The sequence below is a fragment of the Phycisphaerae bacterium genome (genome assembly GCA_019636475.1).
Classification (GTDB): domain Bacteria; phylum Planctomycetota; class Phycisphaerae; order UBA1845; family UTPLA1; genus JADJRI01.
In genome coordinates, this window is record JAHBXN010000005.1 from 63,141 (window position 1) to 84,520 (window position 21,380).

General features: G+C 59.8%; 12 protein-coding genes. 5 read left to right on the top strand and 7 right to left on the bottom strand.

Annotated features, from left to right (window positions below):
* Window positions 1-168 precede the first annotated feature (168 nt).
* From KF841_09540 to KF841_09555, 4 genes are all read left to right on the top strand, one after another.
* A complete protein-coding gene (locus KF841_09540; protein MBX3395597.1) occupies window positions 169-3,789 on the top strand; it encodes an exodeoxyribonuclease V subunit gamma in 3,621 nt (1,206 codons plus the stop codon).
* The gene (gene addA / locus KF841_09545) at window positions 3,782-7,624 is read left to right on the top strand and encodes a helicase-exonuclease AddAB subunit AddA (GenBank protein ID MBX3395598.1); all 3,843 of its coding nucleotides are present in this window, start codon (window positions 3,782-3,784) and stop codon (window positions 7,622-7,624) included. Before KF841_09540 ends, addA begins: the two co-directional genes overlap by 8 nt.
* Window positions 7,625-7,766: 142 nt before the next feature.
* A complete protein-coding gene (gene upp, locus KF841_09550) occupies window positions 7,767-8,414 on the top strand; it encodes a uracil phosphoribosyltransferase (GenBank protein ID MBX3395599.1) in 648 nt (215 codons plus the stop codon).
* A 176-nt stretch (window positions 8,415-8,590) separates the two neighbouring features.
* The gene (locus KF841_09555; GenBank protein MBX3395600.1) at window positions 8,591-9,700 is read left to right on the top strand and encodes a hypothetical protein; all 1,110 of its coding nucleotides are present in this window, start codon (window positions 8,591-8,593) and stop codon (window positions 9,698-9,700) included.
* 30 nt (window positions 9,701-9,730) lie between these two features.
* On the opposite strand, the gene alaS is transcribed toward KF841_09555, so the two are convergent.
* The 3 genes from alaS to KF841_09570 all read right to left on the bottom strand — a co-directional run bounded on the left by alaS (window position 9,731) and on the right by KF841_09570 (window position 14,089).
* Window positions 9,731-12,643, bottom strand: coding sequence for an alanine--tRNA ligase (gene alaS / locus KF841_09560; GenBank protein MBX3395601.1), 2,913 nt, complete (start codon window positions 12,641-12,643; stop codon window positions 9,731-9,733).
* A gap of 82 nt (window positions 12,644-12,725) precedes the next feature.
* A complete protein-coding gene (locus KF841_09565) occupies window positions 12,726-13,049 on the bottom strand; it encodes a multidrug efflux SMR transporter (GenBank protein MBX3395602.1) in 324 nt (107 codons plus the stop codon).
* Between the two features lie 113 nt (window positions 13,050-13,162).
* Window positions 13,163-14,089, bottom strand: a complete 927-nt coding sequence (locus tag KF841_09570; GenBank protein MBX3395603.1) for a thrombospondin type 3 repeat-containing protein — start codon at window positions 14,087-14,089, stop codon at window positions 13,163-13,165.
* A gap of 723 nt (window positions 14,090-14,812) precedes the next feature.
* On the opposite strand from KF841_09570, the gene KF841_09575 reads away from it, so the two are divergent.
* A complete protein-coding gene (locus KF841_09575; GenBank protein ID MBX3395604.1) occupies window positions 14,813-17,314 on the top strand; it encodes a DNA translocase FtsK 4TM domain-containing protein in 2,502 nt (833 codons plus the stop codon).
* 55 nt (window positions 17,315-17,369) lie between these two features.
* On the opposite strand, the gene KF841_09580 is transcribed toward KF841_09575, so the two are convergent.
* From KF841_09580 to KF841_09595, 4 genes are all read right to left on the bottom strand, one after another.
* Window positions 17,370-17,606 carry a hypothetical protein gene (locus tag KF841_09580; protein MBX3395605.1) on the bottom strand — a complete coding sequence of 79 codons (237 nt, stop codon included), beginning with the start codon at window positions 17,604-17,606 and terminating at the stop codon, window positions 17,370-17,372.
* 136 nt (window positions 17,607-17,742) lie between these two features.
* Entirely contained in the window at window positions 17,743-18,885 is a 1,143-nt protein-coding gene (locus KF841_09585) for an undecaprenyl/decaprenyl-phosphate alpha-N-acetylglucosaminyl 1-phosphate transferase (GenBank protein ID MBX3395606.1), read from the bottom strand.
* 45 nt (window positions 18,886-18,930) lie between these two features.
* Window positions 18,931-20,070, bottom strand: a complete 1,140-nt coding sequence (locus tag KF841_09590; protein MBX3395607.1) for a DegT/DnrJ/EryC1/StrS family aminotransferase — start codon at window positions 20,068-20,070, stop codon at window positions 18,931-18,933.
* A 202-nt stretch (window positions 20,071-20,272) separates the two neighbouring features.
* On the bottom strand, window positions 20,273-21,295 hold the full coding sequence (locus KF841_09595) for a 2-oxoacid:ferredoxin oxidoreductase subunit beta (GenBank protein ID MBX3395608.1): 1,023 nt from the start codon (window positions 21,293-21,295) through the stop codon (window positions 20,273-20,275).
* Window positions 21,296-21,380: the final 85 nt, after the last annotated feature.

Here is a 21,380-nt window from a genome sequence, read left to right on the forward strand (position 1 = left end):
TGGACCGCGCGAGAACAAGGCGATCGGACCACGTGCTCTGCCGACCTTGACCGTCGACCCGAGTCACGAAAACAAACGGCATTCCCCTCGTGGCGGAGCCTGGCGCAACGACGCCGCCGAAAATGTCCAGATTGACGCAGTCCACCTGACGGCCGGAGAAACCACAGCGTGAGCCTGAGGCTGATTACAGGACGAGCCGGCAGCGGCAAGACACACTGGTGCCAGCAGGAAATCGTTCGGGAACTCACCCGCGAACTCATTGACGGGCCGCCAGTCATCATGCTCGTCCCGGAGCAAGCCGCCCTGCAAATGGAGCGCGGCCTGCTCGCCCTGCTCGAAACCCACAACACCAAAACCCTCGGCCGCTGCGAAGTCACCAGCTTCCGGCGGTTCGCCAATCGAATTCTCGCCGAATCAAGAGGACCCGCGCCCGTCCCGCTCACGCCGCTCGGACGTCAGATGGCGGTACGTCTGCTCATCAGCCGTCACCGCAAGGATCTTAAGGAGTTCGCAAAGATTGCCGATCGAGGCGGTTTCATCCGCCATATCTCGCACGGCATCGCTGAATTGATGCAGGAAGGCGTGTCGATCGACCAACTCGACGAGGCCGCCCGCCATGCCGAAGAAACAGCCGAACCGATGGCAGCCCGTCTGCACGACGCCGCGCTGCTGTATGGTGCCTATATGGACTATCTCGGCGATGCCCGCGTGGATCCCGAAGGCGTCCTCGACCTTGCACGCGCAAGGCTTGCCGGAACGACTCGGCTTCACGGCGCACGGATTCTCCTCGACGGTTTTGCCGGCTTCACCCGGCAGCAGGCTCGCATGATCCTCGATTTTTCGGCGTGCGCCTCGCAGGTCGATATTGCGATCCTCCTCGACGGGGCATCGTCGCCAGAGGACTCATGGCTCGCGCTGGATGAATCTCTCGATTCGAAACTCGACCTGTTCGCTCGAACGCGCAGCATGTGGCATTCACTTCGCCGAATGCTGATCGATCGCGCGATCATGATCGATTCACCGATTCACTTGCCGGGAAGGTCTCTTCGCTTCGATAAATCCGATGCGCTGCGCACGCTGGAATCGAGCCTCTTCAAAAACGCACCGGCTGCTTCAATCGAGAATCGTGTTCGCGAGCCTGGTTCGAACCCCGGCGCGACGCGCGCTGCCGAAGCAACACAAGCCGGCGCAATCGAGCAGAATTCAGTTCGCATCGTCCAAGCCCGCGACCGCCGATCGGAGGTGGCCTCCGCGGTGCGCGAAATCATCGATCTCACCCGGCGTGACAGCGACCCCATGCGCTACCGCGACATCGCAATCATCGTCCGCGATCTCGGACCCTACCACGACATTCTCTCTGCCGAGTTGGCAGCGCATGGAATTCCCTTCTTCATTGACCGGCGACGGTCGACCCACCACCACCCCCTTGTACAACTCGTCCGCGGATTGCTTCAACTCGCCGACAGCCGCGGCCCCATCGATGAGGCCATGATTCGAATTCTCAAATGCGGTCTTGTCGGCCTGCCGGATGCAACGACCGACGCAATCGAAAACCATGTCATCGCATTCAATCTTGCCTTTCCCTCGCAGTGGGAACGCCCGTGGCGAATACCTGCACCGACCGATCGAAATCCATCCGCCCGCACCGAGCCCGACGCCGATTTCCATGCAATCGAAGCGGCTCGATCCCGACTTGTGAACATGCTTGAGCCGATCTGGCCCAGAGCGTCCGCCGCGGGCGCACATCCAAAGTGTGGTACATGGCTTCGCCGTCTCTTAGCCGTGCTTCAATCGATGAACGTCGCGCAGACGCTCGATGCCTGCCGACGATCGGCCTTGACCAACGACGCCCTCGACGAAGCGGCGGAACACGAGCGGGTCTGGCTCGATCTTGTCAGATTGCTGGAGGAGATGGATGAATCTCTCGGTGAGGAGTTGATGACTGCACGGCAGCTTCGAGAAGTGCTCGAGTCCGGATTGTCAGACTTTTCACTCGGCCTGGTTCCGCCGACGCTCGATCAGGTCCTGGTCAGCTCAATAGAAAGAAGTCGCCACCCGCCCATACGTGCCGCGTTCATACTGGGGTTCAACGAGGGTCAGTTTCCGGCCCGTATCACCGAGGACACGATTTTCGGCGATGCCGAGCGCCGGTACCTCGCCTCGCAAGGGGCGAATCTCGGTCGCACTCGCGATGAATGCCAACTCGACGAGCGCACACTCGCCTACATTGCCCTGACACGTGCCGGGGAACTGCTCCGTATCAGCTACAGCGCCGCCGACGGTGCGAACCGTGTGCTCGAGCCATCGTCCTATCTTGTGTACGTTCTCGGAGCATTGCCCGAATTATGCATTGAACGGATTGAAGATGATTCCGTCGCGATCAGCACGCGCTCGCAGCTTGCACGCCGTCTCGCGCTGTCGATTCGACGCTGGGCGACCGACCAGTCTTCCACCGATGATGCCGCGACCTGGCTTTCGATCTACGAATGGGCTCGCACCGGCGCGGAGCCGCGAACCCGGGCCGCTGTTGCGGCAGCAATGCGGGCGCTCCAGCCGATCGAACCAATCAGACTCAGTACGCAAGCCGCCGCAGCGCTCTGGCCGCCGCCCTACCTAACCAGCATCACCCAGTTGGAGAAAATGGCGGCTTGCCCGTTCCAGCATTTCGCGGCATACGGACTGCGTCTCTCGGAACGTGCCCGACATGAGGTCTCACAGCAGCATCTCGGTAACCTGTACCACGCCGTGCTCGAACAGTTCGTCAACGAATTGATGGAAACCGGCAGGCAGCTCGGAGAGTTGACGGACCAGGAGATTGTAGACACATGTAACCGTCTCTGTGCACAGGCCCTGAATCTGTACGCCGACGCATTGGGTCTGTCAGAAGACGAGATTTGCAAAACCAGATGGCGGTTCGGCCGTGAACTGCCGTTTGCGTTGCGCGCACATCGCGAATTGCTCGGGAAAACATCCATCAAGCCCGCCATGACGGAAAAATGGTTCGGCGTGAACGATGGCGATCTGCCCGCAATCGAACTCACGCTGAAGAACAACATTGTTCATGTACGTGGAAAAATCGACCGAGTGGATTTTGTACAGACGAGCGACCGAAGGCTCGCCGTCGTTTTTGACTACAAACGCACGACGGAACGCCGGCTGAAGCTCGACATGGTCTACCACGGCCTGGCGTTGCAATTGCTCGCATATTTGCTCGTCCTGCGCGATGCGGATGCCCGGACCGCGAACCGATCCGGCGGCAGCGCCCGCATCGTCCCGGGCGGAGCCTTCTTCCTGCCCCTCCTCGGCCAGCTTGCAAAGGTCGATCATCCGGACGATGCGTCCGAACTATGCGATGAGATCATCAGCGCGCTGCGCCCGCGCGGCATCGTCGATTTCGATGCAATCGATGAACTCGACCCGGAAGCCGGTGATGGCAAATCGAAGGCTTTCGCGGTGCAGAAGCGAAAAACCGACCGGAAAATCAGCAATCTGGACAAATCCGATGCGGTGCCCGGGCCGGCACTGCCGTTAATCATCGATCATGTCCGGAGCCGAATGACAGAACTGGCGGAGTCCTGGATCGCCGGTGATGTGCGCGTATTGCCCTATCGATACGGGACCGAAATGCCCTGCACCCACTGCCTCTACCGCGCCGTCTGCCGCTTCGAGCATGCCACTCACCCGACTCGCCGGCTGGAGCCGATGTCGCGGACCGAGGTGATAAGCCGGTTCATTCCGATCAACGATTCCGGGGCAACAGACAGGAAACGGGACACGTACCTTGAGTGACATCGAGTGGACATCATCACAGAAAGAAGCGATCCACACCTTCGATCGCAGCCTGCTCGTCTCGGCCGGTGCGGGCAGCGGAAAGACCGCGGTGCTGGCCGAGCGCTGCGCAAAGCTCGTCCTCGATGCCGATCCGCCATGCGAGATTGATCAGCTGCTCGTCGTCACCTTCACTGAGGCGGCAGCCGCCGAAATGCGCGAGCGGATCGGCCGTTCTCTGCGCAAGCGACAGGCGGCCAATCCGAGCGACAGCCGCTTGAAGCGCCAGTTGTTTTTCCTCGATACCGCGCAGATCTCTACGATTCACTCTTTCTGCCGCACGATTCTCAATCGGTATTTCGCCCAGGCCGACATTGATCCCCAATCGCCGATCCTCGATCCGAATGAGGCAGCCATCATGAAGCGCGAAGCGGTCAGAGGTGTCTTCGACTCCTCCGCCGCGCGCCGAGACGCCGGGGGCGCGCAGTTCCTTGAGTTTCTTGCCGCCTATGGCTCATCGGAAAAGTACCTGCAGGACATCGTGCTTCGGCTCTGCGAGTTCCTTGCTTCACTGCCCGATCCCGAAGCCTGGCTGGACACGTCCTATCTGCGCCTGATGCACGCCAACAAGTGCGAACCATCCGAATTCTGGCTTGATTCTCTGGGAATACTGCTGATCGAGGAGTGCGCCGCGCGGAAGGAGATGGTAATCCACGAGCGTGCTCGACTGATGGCATTCTGCCCGGATGTCGACGAGGCCCGGCAGGCGCTTCGACCGTTCCTAGAAAGTCTCGACCAGATCGAGTCATCGCTCGAAGGATGGCGATCATCGCTCGAACGTGATCGATCCGCTGCCACAATCAATGAAGTTTGCCTCAAAGGCATTGCCGGGTTTCAATTTCCTGCCCTGCCGCGCAGACGCGCCAGTGCGAACGCCGACGAGTTGCTTTCCGTTTCCGCGACCGTGGTCAATCAGGGCCGGAGCGCGCTGGAGAAAATCCGCGACTCATTTCAAAAAGACCTTCAGGAACGCTGGAGCCGTTTCGATGTCGCCGGATGGACCGCCGGACTCGATCAAACCCTGCCCCACATGCTACAGCTGCTGGGCGTCGTCCGCGCCACGCGCGATGCCTACCAGAATGCCAAGCGCGAGCTGGGCGTGATCGATTTCAGCGATCTCGAAAGGATGACCTACGACCTGCTCCTCGATGAATCCAATGGCGTTGCAGCGCGTCTCCGCGACGAAATTCGTCACGTCCTCGTCGACGAGTACCAGGACGTAAGTCCGATTCAGGCCGAGATTCTCCGTCTCGTCAGCCGCGACGACGATCCGAACCGTGAAGGCAATCTCTTCACCGTCGGTGACGTCAAACAGAGTATCTATCGCTTCCGATTGGCGGAGCCCGCGCTGTTCCTGGCGCGACAACGCCGATTTATGGAAAACCCGACAGACAAGAAATTGTCCGAAACGTCCCCCGGCCAGGCGCCCTCGAAACCACCCGGACGCGCGATCGACCTGGTCAGCAATTTTCGAAGCGATTCGAAAATCATCGATGCAATCAATGCCGTCTTCGAGAAACTCATGGCGGCCGACCTTGGAGGAATCAACTACGACCGGCACGCCCGTCTGGTTTACGGCCCCAAGGCTGACGATTCATCGAGCGCAACGCCTATGGCATCTGGCGCGCCGCCAATCGAGTTGCACATACTCGAGACATTCAAACGGGCCGCTGCTGCGAAGGCGTCCGATGACAACGGCGACATGGACCGAATCGAGCTTGAGGCCTACGCAATCGCTGAGCGGATCAAGGCTCTCGTTGCAGAAGGACGCCAGTACGGCGAAATCGCCATTCTGATGCGATCCATGAAGCCGCGAGCCGAGATCGTCGCACGCACGCTCAACCTCCTCGGCGTTCCCGTCCACGTCCAGACCGCCGGCGGCCTATTTGATACACTCGAATCGCGAGATATCCTGTCGCTGCTCGCCGTGCTCGACAATGCACGGCAGGACATCCCCCTCGCGGCGGTCCTGGCATCGCCGCTGCTCGGTGATCCACTGGACGCGACAACGCTCGCCGGTGTCCGCGCATCGCTGGGACCGGACGGCCGATCTCTTCCTTTTCACGTGGCGGCATCAACCCTTGCCGCGGGCAACGATTCGTCTGAAATCGCCACGGCCCTGCGCAGCCGCTTCAGGATCCTCAACGATTGGCGTCGTCGCATTCACCGCCGGCCCGTCGCGGAAGTGCTCTGGGAAATCTACGAGGAATCAGGCTATCTCGCCTATGTGTGCGGACTGCGCGATGGTGAACAGCGCTATGCCAACCTTGTGGCATTGCACGAACAGGCCCGCAGATTCGGCGAATTCCAGCGGCAAGGCCTGAATCGCTTCCTGCAGTTTATCGATGCGATGCAAGACTCGGATCAGGACCTCGATGCCGGCGCCGTTTCAGTTCCGACCGGCAACGTCGTGAAAATCATGAGTATCCACCGCAGCAAAGGCCTCGAATTCCCGATCGTCATTCTGGCGGAGATCGGCAAAAAATTTAACACACAGGACGCCAGCGGCCCGATTCTCTACGATCGGCGGCTCGGAATCGCGATGAAAGCGGTCGACGCGGAAAAGCGAATCATCTATCCGACGCTCTCGCACAACCTCGTGCGGCAGGCCAACCTCACGGAGATGCTCGCCGAGGAGCTGCGCGTCCTCTATGTGGGCCTCACGCGCGCCAAGCATCGCCTTATTCTCGTCGGCACGGGCCAGGCCCACATGCTTCTCGGCGTCGAGAAATTCGAAGCCGGCCCGCTGTCAATTCTCACTCGCCGCAGTGCAACATCCTTTCTCGATTGGGTTGTCAGCGCCATCGGCGCCCAGCCGCGTAAACTCATCACTACACTCGATTCGCGCCCCGTAATCGGCCCGCTCTTCGCCACGCAATGCTACACCCTGGATCAGATGTCATCCTGGACCATTGAACCCAAGCCGCCCACAAAAGTGATCGAGAGGCTCCGCGCCGCAGCTGCAACCCTGCCGCTCGATGCACCTACTCCGTCGGCCGTCAGACCCGCCGCCGCCAAGTCCACTGGCGATGCGTTCAATCCGATTTCCATGATCGAACGCCGCCTCACCGTCCCTTATCCAGCCGAGGCGCTCACCCATGTCCCGGGCGTCGTGGCCGCCAGCATCTTGAAACGCACATGGAACACAATTTCCGACGACGATCAGCCAGTCGGCGCGATGCCCGCCGGACGGTCGCCCGGCATGCGAGCCGCAAATATCTCTCCCGCCGATTTTCGTCTGCCCGCATTCGCCACCTCCGAAACCGCTCCCGCCGGTCCAAGGCTTGGCACCCTCACGCACGAATTCCTGCAGCAGATTGACCTGACGCGCCCTTGCGATGAACAAGACCTGAAAGCACAACTCGCAGAATTCACGAGCCTCGGCTGCATCGGCGCATCCGAAGCGGCCGCAATCGATATCGAAGCCCTCGCATGGTTTTTCCAAACTGAGCCCGGGAAACTCCTGCGAAAGCCGGGCACGCGCGTGCTTCGCGAACAGCCGTTCGTGCTCAGCGTCGATCCAACAAAGTACGATCCGCGCGCAGTCGCCGGCAGCCCCGACGATATCATGCTCGTGCGCGGAATCATTGACTGCCTCTTCGACGCGGGCGATGGTTGGGAGGTCGTTGACTACAAGACCGATCGCGTCAGCGGGCCGGCCGTCGACGAGCGAGCCGCCATTTATGATGGACAACTCAAAATCTACGCGGCGGCCATCGAGGCATTATGGCGCAGCCGACCGTGTCGATCATGGCTGGCGTTTCTGCACCCGCGCCGGATGGTGCGGGTCGGTTGACCCAACGCGACGTCGCGAGCGATCCACCGACCCGTTATCATGAATCCGCACGCAGCGAAATAGCCGAACACCCGAATCAAGACCTCGACCGGCCAACCCGGCTCCCAAGAGCCTGCCTCGGACGAAACGGAGACTTCACCGCATGACCGGACCCGATCCCAGATGGCACAATGTCACGATCATTCGCCATCCTGTCGTACAGGAGCGACTGACCGTCGCAAGAGACAAACGCACAAACGTCGAGCAATTTCGAAGACTCGTCGGCCATATTGCTCGGCTGATGGCGTTCGAACTCACACGCGACTACGCCACGATTCCCGTCGAGATTGAAACTCCGATGGGACCGTGCACCGGCTGCAAACTCGCTCGCGAACTGACCCTCGTCCCGATTCTACGAGCCGGACTTGGCATGGCCGAGGGCGTTCATCAGCTCTTCCCCGGCGCCAGAATGGGTCACCTCGGTATCTTCCGGGACGAGCGAACGCTTGAGCCGGTCGTCTATTATGCCAAGCTTCCACCCAACATCGCCGCAACCGACGTCATCATCATCGATCCGATGCTCGCCACTGCCGGATCACTCAATACCGCGATCGATGCGGTCAAGAAAACCGGCGCGACCAGCATCAAGGTGCTCTGCCTCGTCACTGCGCCAGAAGGCATCGAACGACTCAACGCCCGACATCCGGATACGCAGGTGTACACCGCCGCGGTTGACGAACGGCTGAACGAACGCGGCTACATCATCCCCGGCCTCGGAGATGCCGGCGATCGCCTCTTCGGAACGGCCTGACCCATGGCAAGCGCGAAGGCGAACCGCCATGACCTCGCCTATGGTCTTCGCCCGCGCACGCCGGCCTTTTCGACCCATCCTTCGTTTCGGAGGAATTGGAAATACCAGTCACCTTCTGACGTTATGCTCTTCGACGCATCAATTTCAGAGGGCCCCGGCAAATGAGAACAGATCGATTGAACCGGCTTATCATTTCAATATCGTGGCTGGCTGGCGTCCATTTGGCTTGCGGCGCGCTGGCCGGTACGGAGGGCATTCCCACAACGGCGCCGACATCAAAGAAAGTCCGCATTCGGGGTTTCGAGCTCGAATCACGCCATCTGCTCGTCGATGGAATTGATCGAGAGTACCTGCTCTTTGTCCCCTCAGAAAGGCCGAACGCCAGTGACGCTCCGCCCATGCCGCTCGTCATGATGCTGCACGGCGGCGGCGGCAATGCAAGGCAGGCCGCCGACGAACTCACAGAGGGCCGCTGGATGGAATTGGCCGAACGCGACCGTTTCTCCGTCGCTTTCCCACAGGGCGTCGGCAATCATTGGAATGACTGCCGCAGTGACGACACTCGCGTGACCGGTGCGATCGCCAACGATACGAAGTTCCTGCTTAAAATGATTGACGACATCGCCGGTGCGCTCCCAATCAACTCAAAACAAATCTATGCCGCGGGCGTATCCAACGGTGGCATGATGTCTTTCCGGCTGGCGATTGAACTGCCCGAGCGTTTGGCCGCGGTTTGCTCCTGCGTCGGCTCCGTCGCGGCCAACTCCGAGTGCCGGACTCCGACAACGCCAGTCCCCATACTCTACATGGTCGGCACAAATGATCCGCTGATGCCCTACGGCGGTGGTCCCATTGCTCCCTCAGCGCGCAATCCGCTTGGACGCGGCACGGTCCTGTCTGCCATGCAAACTCTCGACTTCTGGCGCACCGTCAATCATGCCGACGCAACGCCAACGATCGAACACCTGCCCGATTCGAACAAGGACGACGACAGCTATGTTGTCATAACAGCATGGCGGCCCGATCTCAGTGATGCCGATCCGGCGCGGACTGGCGGCACGGCATCAGGCGAGACCGGCTCGCACACCCGTCGCACCCAGAAAAACGCGGATGCCTCAGGCGTAACCGCGGAAGTGGTCTACTACGAAATGATCGGCGGCGGCCACGGCTGGCCCGGCGGAAGGCAGCATGGACTCCTTTATCAGCGGATCGTCGGCAGGAAAAACCTCGATTTCAACGCGACTGACGAAACCTGGAAGTTCTTCTCCCGCCACGCGAAGCAGTAACCCCACGCCGGATTCGACCGGCAAATCGCATCATCCGAGCTGTCCGGTCAGTCGTTCACATGCCACAGCCACGGCATCACCAATCTTCGAAACGTCCGGGCCGCCGCCCTGTGCCATATCTGGACGGCCGCCCCCCTTGCCGCCGACGACCGGCGCGATCGCCTTGATCAGATCACCCGCCTTCACGCCCCGGCCCACGACGTCCGGCGTTACCGCCGCCAGCAGTGTCACCTTCCCGCCTTCGTCGCTCGCGAGCAGCACCGCCGCCGATCCGGCCCGCGAACGAAGTGAATCCGCCGCAGCGCGGAGTTGATCCGCCGTCGCGCCGGCCAGCGCGCCGCAGATTATCGAAACGCCGCCGGCTTTTGTCGCGTTCGCCAGCAGTTCATCGACGTGAGACATCACCGAGGCGGTCCCGGCCTTGGCGGCTTCTTTCTGCGCGTGTTTCGCTTTTTCCATCAGGTGGGCGATATCAGCACGCATGCGCATCTTCTCAACGACCGGCACCGCGTTTTCATTGATGAACGCCGTGATCTCCGCGATTCGCTGGGGGAGTGCGGCGGAATCAGCCTGAGCGGCATCCTTCAACAACCGTGCCAGCGCCGTGGCATGTTGTTCCACCCGCCTCGCGTGTTCGCCCGTGACCCCGACGACGCGGCGAATGCCCTTGGAAACTGCCGATTCTTCAATCAGACGGAAACGGCCGATCTCGCCCGTGCGCTTCACATGCGTGCCGCCACAGAATTCGACGGAATATCCCATCCACTTCGCATTCTTCGGATCCTGCAGCATCTCGTCGATCGGCGCGCCGATCGAGACCACGCGCACTTTCTCCGGATATTTCTCGCCAAACACCGCCCGCAGCGTATCAATCTGCCGAGCCTGCGATTGTTCAACCTCATTCTCCGAGTAAACCGGCAGATCGTGATTGATCTGTTCAACGGTGAGAGATTCGATCTTGGCGAGTTCACCCTCCGTTATCGCGGCGTTGTGCGACAGGTCGAAGCGGGTCTTCTCGTCATCAACGAGTGACCCTTTCTGCTGAACATGTTCGCCGAGAACTTCACGCAACGCCCAGTTCATGATGTGCGTCGCTGTGTGGTTCTTCATGATCTGCTGCCGGATCGGATCGACCACCAGCGAGCAGCTCTGCCTCTCCGTCACATGGCCCTTCGTGAGCACACCGAAATGAACGATCGCCGGACCATATCGCTTGACGGTTTTGACCTGAATCTCACCGCTGGCCGTGCTAATGCGGCCGGTGTCCGATACCTGTCCGCCTTGTTCGGCATAGAAGCAGGTCCGCTCCGTCGTCACATGGACGCGGCTGCCAACCGTCGGAGGCTCGCCGTCCAGATAATCGCACGCGGTGATCACACTCTCACATGCCGGGCTGTCGGAATACTTCCCCGAATCATCGCACGCGGAAAGCCCCGACAGGAATTCGGTCCCCGGTTCCTCGAATTGATCGCGCGAACCCTTGCCGCCGGTCCGAGCCCTCTCCCTCGCCGCCTCCATCAACCTCTCATACTCCCCGATGTCGACGGTAAGGCGCTGTTCCTCGGCCATGAGTTCCGTCAGGTCGATCGGAAAGCCGTACGTGTCGTGCAGCTTGAAGGCATCTTCGCCGCCAATGCGGCCGTGGTGATGCTTGCGCGCATACTCGGCGGCCTCGTTGAATAACGCGATGCCGCGATCGAGCGTTCGCCCGAAGGATTCCTCCTCGTCGCGCAGGATGGCCGCGACATGTTCAACGTTCTTGCCGCCGTGGGCTGATTTCAGTTCAGGGAATGCCGCGCCCATCGCCTCGGCCACCGCCGGCACCAGCCGGCACATGAAAGGCTCGCGCGTGCCGAGGTATTGCCGGCCATAACGCACGGCGCGCCGCAGGATGCGCCGCAATACATAGCCGCGCCCTTCGTTGCCCGGCACCGCGCCATCCGTCAACGCAAACGTCAGCGTACGGATGTGATCCGCCACCACGCGATACGCGATATCGCTCATCACCGCGGCGCGTTCGACGTCGCTCCGCGGATCAGCCCCGGCGTCCCTCACTTCCAATCGCCCTGTGTACGCGCCCGAACCGGTGACGGTCTGAATCGCCGCGAAGATCGGAGCGAAAACATCTGTGTCATAGTTGCTGAATTGCCCCAGTCGGCCGGCTTGCATGCCCTGAATCACTGAGCAGATCCGCTCGAAGCCCATGCCCGTATCGACGTGCTTGGAAGGCAGCGGCGTCAGCCTCCCGTCACTTCCGCGGTTGAACTGAATGAACACGAGGTTCCATATTTCCATCACACGGGCGTCGCCGGCATTGACCAGCCGTCCCCCGCTCTTGTCCGGCGTCAGGTCGATGTGAATCTCGCTGCAAGGGCCGCACGGACCGCTGTCACCCATCTCCCAGAAGTTGTCCTTCTTGTTTCCTGGATGCACCCGTTCAGGAGGCAGAATCTTCAGCCACAGTTCGCGGGCCTCGCTGTCAGGCTCAAGTCCCTCGCCCGCGTCGCCCTGAAAGTACGTCGCGTGCAGCCGATCGGCCTCAAGTCCCCACACATTCGTCAGGAGGTCCCATGCCCATGCGATCGCTTCCTTCTTGAAATAATCGCCGAATGACCAGTTGCCAAGCATCTCGAAAAACGTGTGGTGATACGTGTCATGTCCCACGTCGTCCAGATCATTGTGCTTCCCCCCGGCACGAATGCACTTCTGCGTGTTGGCCGCCCGCGTCGGCATGCCCGGCGTCGCGCCGGGCCATTTATCGACATCCGGTTCGCGCTGGCCCAGAAAGATCGGCTTGAACTGATTCATGCCGGCGTTCGCGAACATCAGAGTCGGATCGTCCTGAGGCACGCAGGAAGATGACGGCACGAATGTGTGCGCGCACTTTTGCCGGAAATAGTCAATGAACTCCTGGCGAATCTGAGAAGATGTTCGTTGCTTCATAGCCCGGCGATTATCGCGGGCTGCCCCCTTGTTCACAAGCCGTGCCGGTCGCTCGATCGCCCCCTCAACGTCGCAATGCGCCTCAATGGCCCCCGCCCGACAGATTAAGGCCCACAATCCCCAGGATGATGAGCCCGAGCGAGGTCACCTTGACGGCCGTCACCGGTTCCTTGAAGTAAATGAATCCGGCGATCGCGATCAGAGCCACACCGCTTCCGGCCCAGATGGCGTAACCCACGCCGATCTCCATTCGCTTCGTCGCGAAACTCAGGAAGACGACGCTCGCAAGGTACAGAACGATCGTGACGATTGAAGGTATCGGCTTCGTGAAACCGTTGGACAACTTCATCGCGATAACCCAGCCGGCCTCGCAGACAATGGCGATGATGAGATTTAACGCGATCATGGGCGGAGTATGGTACCGCCGTCCGGACTGGAATGATACAACGAGACACGGCCTCGCCGCCGCGCGAGACCGTGCCTCATGGTTCAGTCCATTGAGCGCCGTGGAGCGATGCTTCAGCCGCGTCTGGATCGCCGGCGCAGACTCCCGACACCGACCAGAAACAGAGGCGCCATCATGGCGGCCCCGCCACCCGCGCCACAAAGTCCCGCGTCGGGTCCATCCATTGGATCGCCGTCGGAGTTGTCATTGGCGTTGCTGTTCGAGTTGCCGTTGGAATTGTTGTTCGAGTTACTGTTTGAGTTACTGTTTGAGTTGCTGTTTGAGTTGCTGTTGCCGTTGTTGTTGTTGTTCTCGTTCGGAAGCGCGCCGGCTTCACAGGCGTCGCCGATGCCGTCGTTGTCCGAGTCTGACTGACTGAAATTCGCGATCATGGGACAATTATCACAGGCGTCTCCCACGCCATCATCATCGGAATCCAGTTGATCGGGATTGGCAATCTGCGGACAGAGGTCGCATGCGTCGCCGATGCCATCCCCGTCCAGGTCTGACTGATCCGTATTGTGAGTCCACCAGCAGTTGTCGCAGGAATCTCCGACGCCGTCGCCGTCGCTGTCTGACTGGTCCGGGTTGACAACCGTCGGACAATTGTCGCAGGCGTCGATGACGCCGTCGCCATCGGTGTCCACCTCACACTCGTCCAGCACGCCGTTCTGATCGCAGTCCTTGCCCGGATCGAGCTGAATCTCGATCGTGTCGGCGACGTTGTTATGGTTGCAGTCGAGCAGATGACCCTCAATGCGGATCAACAAGGCGCGCGTATCATTCAGATTCACGCCGAGGCTCGAAAATGGATACCATGGAAGGCCTAGATTCGAACGATAGTACACTTGCTGCTGCGGAGTGCCCATGCTTCGGTCGGTCGCGATCACGAATTGCTGATTGACCGACGGATTCCATCGCGCGCCGATGTAGAAGTTCCCGGAATCGATGCGAATCTGTGACGCCGAAATATTAAAGCCGTAGTAGTCATAACTATTCATTGCTGACAGGACTTGAACGGCGGGAATCTGCGCCACCAGCGTCCCCGGCAACCCGCCCAATCCGTCAGCCTTGAATACGACAATATCGAATTCCAGGGCGAGGTCAGCCGTTTGTGCCCGCCAGTTGATGCATACTGAATCGAGGATGTACGGATACACCGGCGGCGTGAATCGCTGAACCGCGAACACCTCGTACAGGCTCAAACTTGGATTCAGGCCGTAATCCACCGAGTCATCCGAAAGCCCGAATCCGGACACGCAATTGGGCGACGCGGCAGAAACGGCCTGCGGTCCGGTAATCACGTCCGCCTGAATTCGGGGCGCGCCCGAAAGTAAAACCCCGGCCGAAATCACCGCAATTGCGATTCTGTCCAGGCGGAACGATGAGCAAGTGTATTTGTGCATGGCTATCCGAGACTCCCCAACGAGAGGCGATCAAACTCTGGCCTGGCCACCATGGCCCGCCTTACCCCGTTGTAAACAAGACCCCGTGCCAAACCCCTTCCCGGACCGCCCGCAAACCCAGGATTCCGCGATGATTCCGCGCAGAACCTGCCCGTCCAGATGCCTGCCGTATCTTGCCGATATTAAAGGACATACGTTCGCGGACGACCGCGTCCGTTTCATTCGCAAACCTTGCTGGCTGCGATGCTTAGTACGGCCGGCCCGACGACTCATACGAGGAGCGCTCAGCCTGTGACGCCCGAAGATCGACGTGCCTTGATGTGGAGAAATTGCCGCCTGATCGGCGCATTGGTGTTCTATGCTTTCGCCTGGGTGGCTTTGCTCACATACAGTTCAACCGACTGGCCGAATCCCGCGATCTGGCCGCAATCCGATCCGGTCAGCAACGCCTGCGGCCGAGCCGGCGCCTGGTTTGCATTTCAATTCATGTATTACCTGGGTGTTGGGACGTTTCCGTTGTTTTTCATGCTGACAGTTGCCGCGTTGATGCAACTCATGCGCCGGCGCATCCGCGATATCGCATTGAGATGCACCGGATTGATGATGATCGTGTGCATTACGTCGGCTTCCGCGGCGCTGATTGACCCGACGCCGATCGACGGGCTGGTCGAAGGCCGCGGCGGAATCGTGGGTATTGCGATGGCGGAATTTCTCCGCACGAACCTTCAGACTTTTGGCGCGACGCTCGTTGTCGCGTTTGTCTATATCGTTGGCTTCCTGCTTGCGGCCGACGAGGTGCTGATCTTTCTCCCGCGAATCATCCGATGGTCGCGCGAGCGTCTGATCGAGGCTGTGGCGGCGTTTCGTGGCGCGGGGCAGGTGCGTCGGACGCTGACCCCGGTGCTTGCGGGTGCAGGAAACAATGCACCGTCGTTCAGTGCGCCCGGCACGCGCCGCAAAAAAGATACGCCGAAGGACCGAGCCGAGCCGAACGAAACGGACGAAGAAGACATTGTTGAAACGAACGACGACGACGATACCGACTCGATCGAAGATGCCATCGATGAGACACTTCCGAACGAAGCGGACGAGGAGCCGGTCGATGCCGCGGAGGAACCTCCGGACAGTCCGATCAACCGCGACCTGGTCATTCGCATGTTGGGCAAGGATCGGGCCCAGGGCAAGACACCGCCGAGCGCCTGGCCGAAGGAACTCGGAGACTATGTCCTGCCACCGCTGACGCTGCTGGGCGATCCCGAAGTGAAATACAGCGAGACACAGGAAGTCGTCGTCCGCGAGAAAGCGGAGATTCTTGAGCGCACCCTTCAGGATTTCCGAATTGACGTGCGCGTGGTGGAAATCGACACCGGACCGGTCATCACGATGTTTGAATTGGAGCTCTCTGCCGGGACAAAAGTAAGCCAGATCGCATCGCTCTCAAATGACATCGCCCGAGCGCTCAAAGCGCCGGCCGTCCGCGTCGTGGCCCCCATTCCCGGCAAGAACACGGTCGGAATCGAAGTGCCAAACACGGACAAGGAGAAGGTGCGCATCAAGGAACTGATCATGCTCGGCGGCGTGCGACCGACCAAGATGGCGCTGCCTGTGTTCATCGGTAAAGACGCCAGCGGAAACCCGCTGATTCAGGACATCGCGCGCATGCCGCATATGCTCGTCGCCGGCACGACGGGGTCCGGAAAATCCGTCGCGATCAACACGCTCATCATGTCAATTCTCATGACGCAACGACCGGATCATGTGAAGCTGATTCTTGTCGATCCGAAAGTCGTGGAGCTGTCCATCTTCAAGGAGATTCCGCATCTGATGTGTCCCATCGTCACGGACATGCAGAAGGCGTCGATGATACTTGAGTGGGCGACGCAGAAAATGGACGAACGGTACGAACTTCTCGCCGAAGCCGGCGTCCGCGATATCAAGGACTTCAACAATCTCGGCCGCGAAAAGATCTATGATCGATTCCAACCCGCGACCGAAGAAGAGAAGATGCAGATTCCCACCCATCTTCCGTACATCGTGATCGTGATCGACGAATTGGCGGATTTGATGATGACCAGCGGCAAGGAAGTCGAACTTTTCCTGAGTCGCCTGGCCCAGAAGAGCCGAGCCGTCGGTATCCACTTGATCGTCGCGACGCAGCGACCACAAGCCAACGTGGTCACCGGCCTGATCAAGAGCAATCTGCCCTGCCGCATGGCCTTTCGTGTCGCCAGCCGCATGGATTCCCGCATCGTGCTCGATCAGAACGGGGCCGAAGTGCTGATGGGAGAAGGCGACATGCTCTTTCTGCCGCCGGGCTCCTCCAAGCTCGTGCGCGCCCAGGGAACGTATATCGAGGACGACGAACTGCGCGCCGTGCTTGGTGACCTGGCTGAGAAAGCCCGGCCGCAATTCCATCATGAATTGCAGCGACTCACTCCCGGAATGTCGGAAGGCGACGGCGAGCGGGATCCACTATTCGACAAAGCCGTTGACATCGTCGTGGCAAGCAAGCGCGGCAGCGTGAGCCTGCTTCAGCGGCGTCTTGAGATCGGCTATTCGCGAGCCAGCCGGCTTATCGAACAGATGGCGACGGCGGGCATCGTGGGCGACTACAAGGGCAGTCAGGCCCGCGAAGTGGCGATCACCGAAAAAGAATGGGAAGACATCAAACGACAGCGTGACCGTGAAGTGAATGAGGGCAACTTCCGAGCAGACATGGACGCCGATGAAGACGATCTCTACGGCTCCGCCGATCTGATGGACGACGATGATGATGGCGTGCCGGACCTTATCGACGAGGCGGCCGACCTGAGAGACTGAGCGGTCGAACCTGACGCAGCGGAAAAAATTGCCGCCGTCCGCACGATTCGTGCGACTATTTGCAAATTGCCTCGCGCACGTTGGTGAGCGCCTGGTGCATCTGGACTTCGAAATTCGTCCATTCCGGGTCGAACCGCAATTCGCCGTGAATCGCTCTCAGTTGCGCAAAACGAGAAACCGCTTTTCCCAGCATCCGCATGGCCAATTCGATATTCAGCAGGGCTTGATGCAAATCGCCCGCCGTGAGTTCACCCGCTGTGGACGCGCTATCGCGATTCGTATCATTCGCCATGTCTCTCCGCGCTCCTGTCGTATTTGTGGAATGTGACCGGCCGAACCCGGATATTGCGTATCTTAGCTCTCCGGATGTGGAGTCGCAATTCGAGCGTGCTCCGGGCAATCAACCGCCCCGATTCGCTTTGGGGCCATTAATTCACGTCTGTCGAACCAACGGCGGCCTCCACGCGAAGGAAGCCCAGCTTCTTACATGCCGCGGCACAGATGATCGGCAGGAGAACGAATATGATGGCCGCCACCGCTATCGGCAGCATGGCCAGGAAGACACCGAGTAACACGAAACACAGCTCCAGCCCATAGCACATGACGACTGTCGACCGTACTGATCGACCCCGATCTCGCAATTGATCGTAAAAATGACTGCGATCGCCCTTGAACAAGGGCTTCCTGTTCAGACGCCGCCGCCCAACGGCCAACGCGGTATCGAAGATCGGAAAACCGAAAACGATGGTCGAACAAATCAAACCGCGCCAGCCCGCGTGCTCCGCAAAGAGCGCAATCATCGTCGCAATCGAGAATCCCAACAGCAACGAGCCGCTGTCACCCATGAACATTGAGGCTGGATTGAAATTAAAGAAAAGGAATGCGAGGCACGCGCCGATCACGGCGGCGGAAAGCGTCACCACCAGCAACGCTCCTGCCTTTGACATCGCACCACAGCCACCCAGCGGAGCCGCCAAAGTGATAAACCCGACGCATGCAATGGCCGTCACGCCGGCACACAAGCCGTCCATGCCGTCAATCAAATTAGTCGAGTTCGTTGCGCCGGCGATGATGAAAGCGATCAAGGCAAACGCGAGTGACGCGTGGACCGCAGACCATTGGTCCATCGCGGTGTCTCCGATGAGCGGCGCGGCGAGCGACGTCAGCAAGGTGCGTCCGACGCCGCCGTACAGAAGAACGCCCGCCACGGCGGCCTGCATGAACAGTCGAAATATCGGCGGCAAATGTCGAATGTCATCGATGAGGCCGATGAGCATCAGAATCGTCCCGCCGGCGGAGATCCAGAGGACGGCGTGCCCCGTCTGTGAGAATCTCTCGGCACTGAATCCGTCCGGCAGCAGAATGGTGAGAATCAGCGCGGCAAGCCAGCCCAGATAGATGGCGATACCCCCAAGATAGGGAATCGGCCGGTCGTGGGGTTTCAGGCCGCCGTCCGGACGGTCGAAGAAATCCAGCCGAATAGACGCGCGCCTGACAATCGGCCCGAAGATGAGCGCGACAGCCGAAGCTGCGACAAACGGCCAGATGGCGGCAGTGAAAAGCTCGCGCACAGGTGGTTCGCGTGAAAGCTCGCCGCGGCGTCGGCGAGGGCCGGTCTATTCTCCGTAGAACTTTCGAATGGCCTGAGCAATTCGCTCCTGTTGAGCGGGCTTCAACTCCGGATAGATCGGAATCGCCAGGACCTCATCCGCCGCCCGTTCGCAATTCGGCAGATCGCCGCGCTTGCCGCCGAGTTTTGCGAAGCACTCCTGAAGATGGAGCGGCACGGGATAATAGATTTCAGTGCCAATACCCTGCTCCGTGAGATGCTTTCGCAGTTCATCCCTGCGCGGCACGGCTATGACATACTGGTTGTAGATCGAGACGTTTCCATTCAGCACGCTCGGTGTTCGGACGCTGCTGCAGCCGGCGAACAGGCTGTCGTATCGTTCGGCATTGGCTCTTCGGCCGCGTGACCAGGAATCGAGATGGCGGAGCTTGACGCGAACGATGGCGGCCTGGAGCGCATCGAGACGGAAATTCCCTCCGACGATCTTGTGATAGTACTTCGGTTCGGATCCGTGGGTGCGAATGAGGCGGCACATTCGCGCGAGCGCGTCGTCATTTGTGACGATCATGCCGCCATCGCCGAAACAACCGAGGTTCTTGCTGGGAAAAAACGAAAGCGTGCCGCAATCGCCCATGCTACAGGCCGGCTTGCCGTGGTGTGTCGCGCCGATGCTCTGTGCGGAGTCTTCCATCACGGCGATGCCCCGGGCCCGGGCAAGCTTCATGATGGCGGTCATGTCGGCACACTGGCCGAAGAGATGCACGGGCACGATCAGTTTGGTTCGCGGCGTGATCTTTTCGGCGATCAAATCCGCATTGGTGTTGTAGGTGTGAGGATCGCAGTCAACAAAGACCGGCTTGGCATGGAGCCGAGCGACACAACCGCCGGTGGCAAAGAAGGTGAAGCTCGGAACAATGACTTCGTCGCCGTGGCCGATGTTCATCGCCATCATGGCACAGAGCAGCGCGTCCGTGCCGGAGCTCATACCAATGCCGTGTTTGCAGCCGCTATATGCGGCGACATCTTGCTCGCAGGCTTCGACTTCGGGGCCACCGATGAAGTACTGAGCATCGCACACCTTGTCCATCACGGCGCGAATTTCTTCACGCATCGGTGCGTATTGCCCCTTGAGATCAAGCAGCGGGATGGGTTCGTTCCTCGTGGCGGCAGCCGTCGCGGTGTGCATCGGGATCTTACTCCGGGATGAGCGGAACGCGTCGGCATCGCGCCGACCGGACCGTCGAAATTTCGTTAGCGAAGGTCCAGCGTAACGGGGGAATCCGGTTCAACGCAAGTACAGGTGAAATGGAGGTACCACGCTACGGGGGCCGCCCCGCCAAGCACGACGTTGCGGACATGAATCCAGCAACCGATCGCCGTTTTTTCCGCTATTCAACGACCCAGGTGTCACCGGCATTGAGCAGCGTTTCGAGATTGCCGGGGCCCTTGGCCTTGATGGCCTCATCTATCTGATGCTTCATGCCATCGTCAAATCGCGGACGATCGACCGCCCGGAAGACGCCGATCGGCTCGGGAAAGTTCGGATAGTGCATACGCGACAACGCGTAAGCGAGGCTGGGCTCTGACATTTTCTCGTCATGGAAGAGCAGGTCGTCCTCCTTGACCGAGCCTTCCTTAAGCGAAACGATCTCCGGCTCCATCCCGTGCATTCGGATACCCTTGTCGCGCGCGGCGCCGAAGATCAGCGGCTTGCCGTGCTCGAGGACGACCGTGGTTTCGCTCTTGGTATCCTTTTCGGTGGCATATTCCCATGCGGCGTCGTTGAAGATATTGCAGTTCTGGTAGATTTCGACAAACGCCGTGCCGCGGTGGGCGGCCGCTCGCTTGAGCACCTCGGCCATGTGGGCGACGTTTCGATCGATGGTCCTGGCGACGAAGGTCGCTTCGGCACCGATTGCGATTGAAAGCGGATGCAGGGGATTGTCAACGGATCCGAAAGGCGTGGACTTTGTCTTTTTACCGAGTTCGGAAGTGGGTGAATACTGCCCCTTCGTCAAGCCGTAGATGCGGTTGTTGAAGAGCAGGATCTTGATGTCGAGATTCCTGCGGATCGCGTGGATCAGGTGATTTCCGCCGATGGAGAGTCCATCGCCGTCACCCGTCACAACCCAGACCATGAGTTCCGGATTCGCGACCTTGACGCCGGTTGCAATCGCCGGGGCTCGACCGTGAATGGAATGGAATCCGTAGGTGCTGACGTAGTAGGGAAAGCGGCTCGAGCAGCCGATACCTGATACGAAAACCATCTTCTCCCGCGGCACACCAAGATCGGGGAGAATCTTCTTGACGGTCGCAAGGATGGCATAATCGCCGCACCCGGGGCACCAGCGGATGTCCTGATCGCTCGCGAAATCTTTTGCCTGCAACTGGGGAAGCGCTTCCGTAGCCATAATCATCAGATCCTGTAATTCAAACTGCCTGGGGCATACGCCCTTATATTCTAATCAATTCCTCAATGACCACCCGATCCAGACC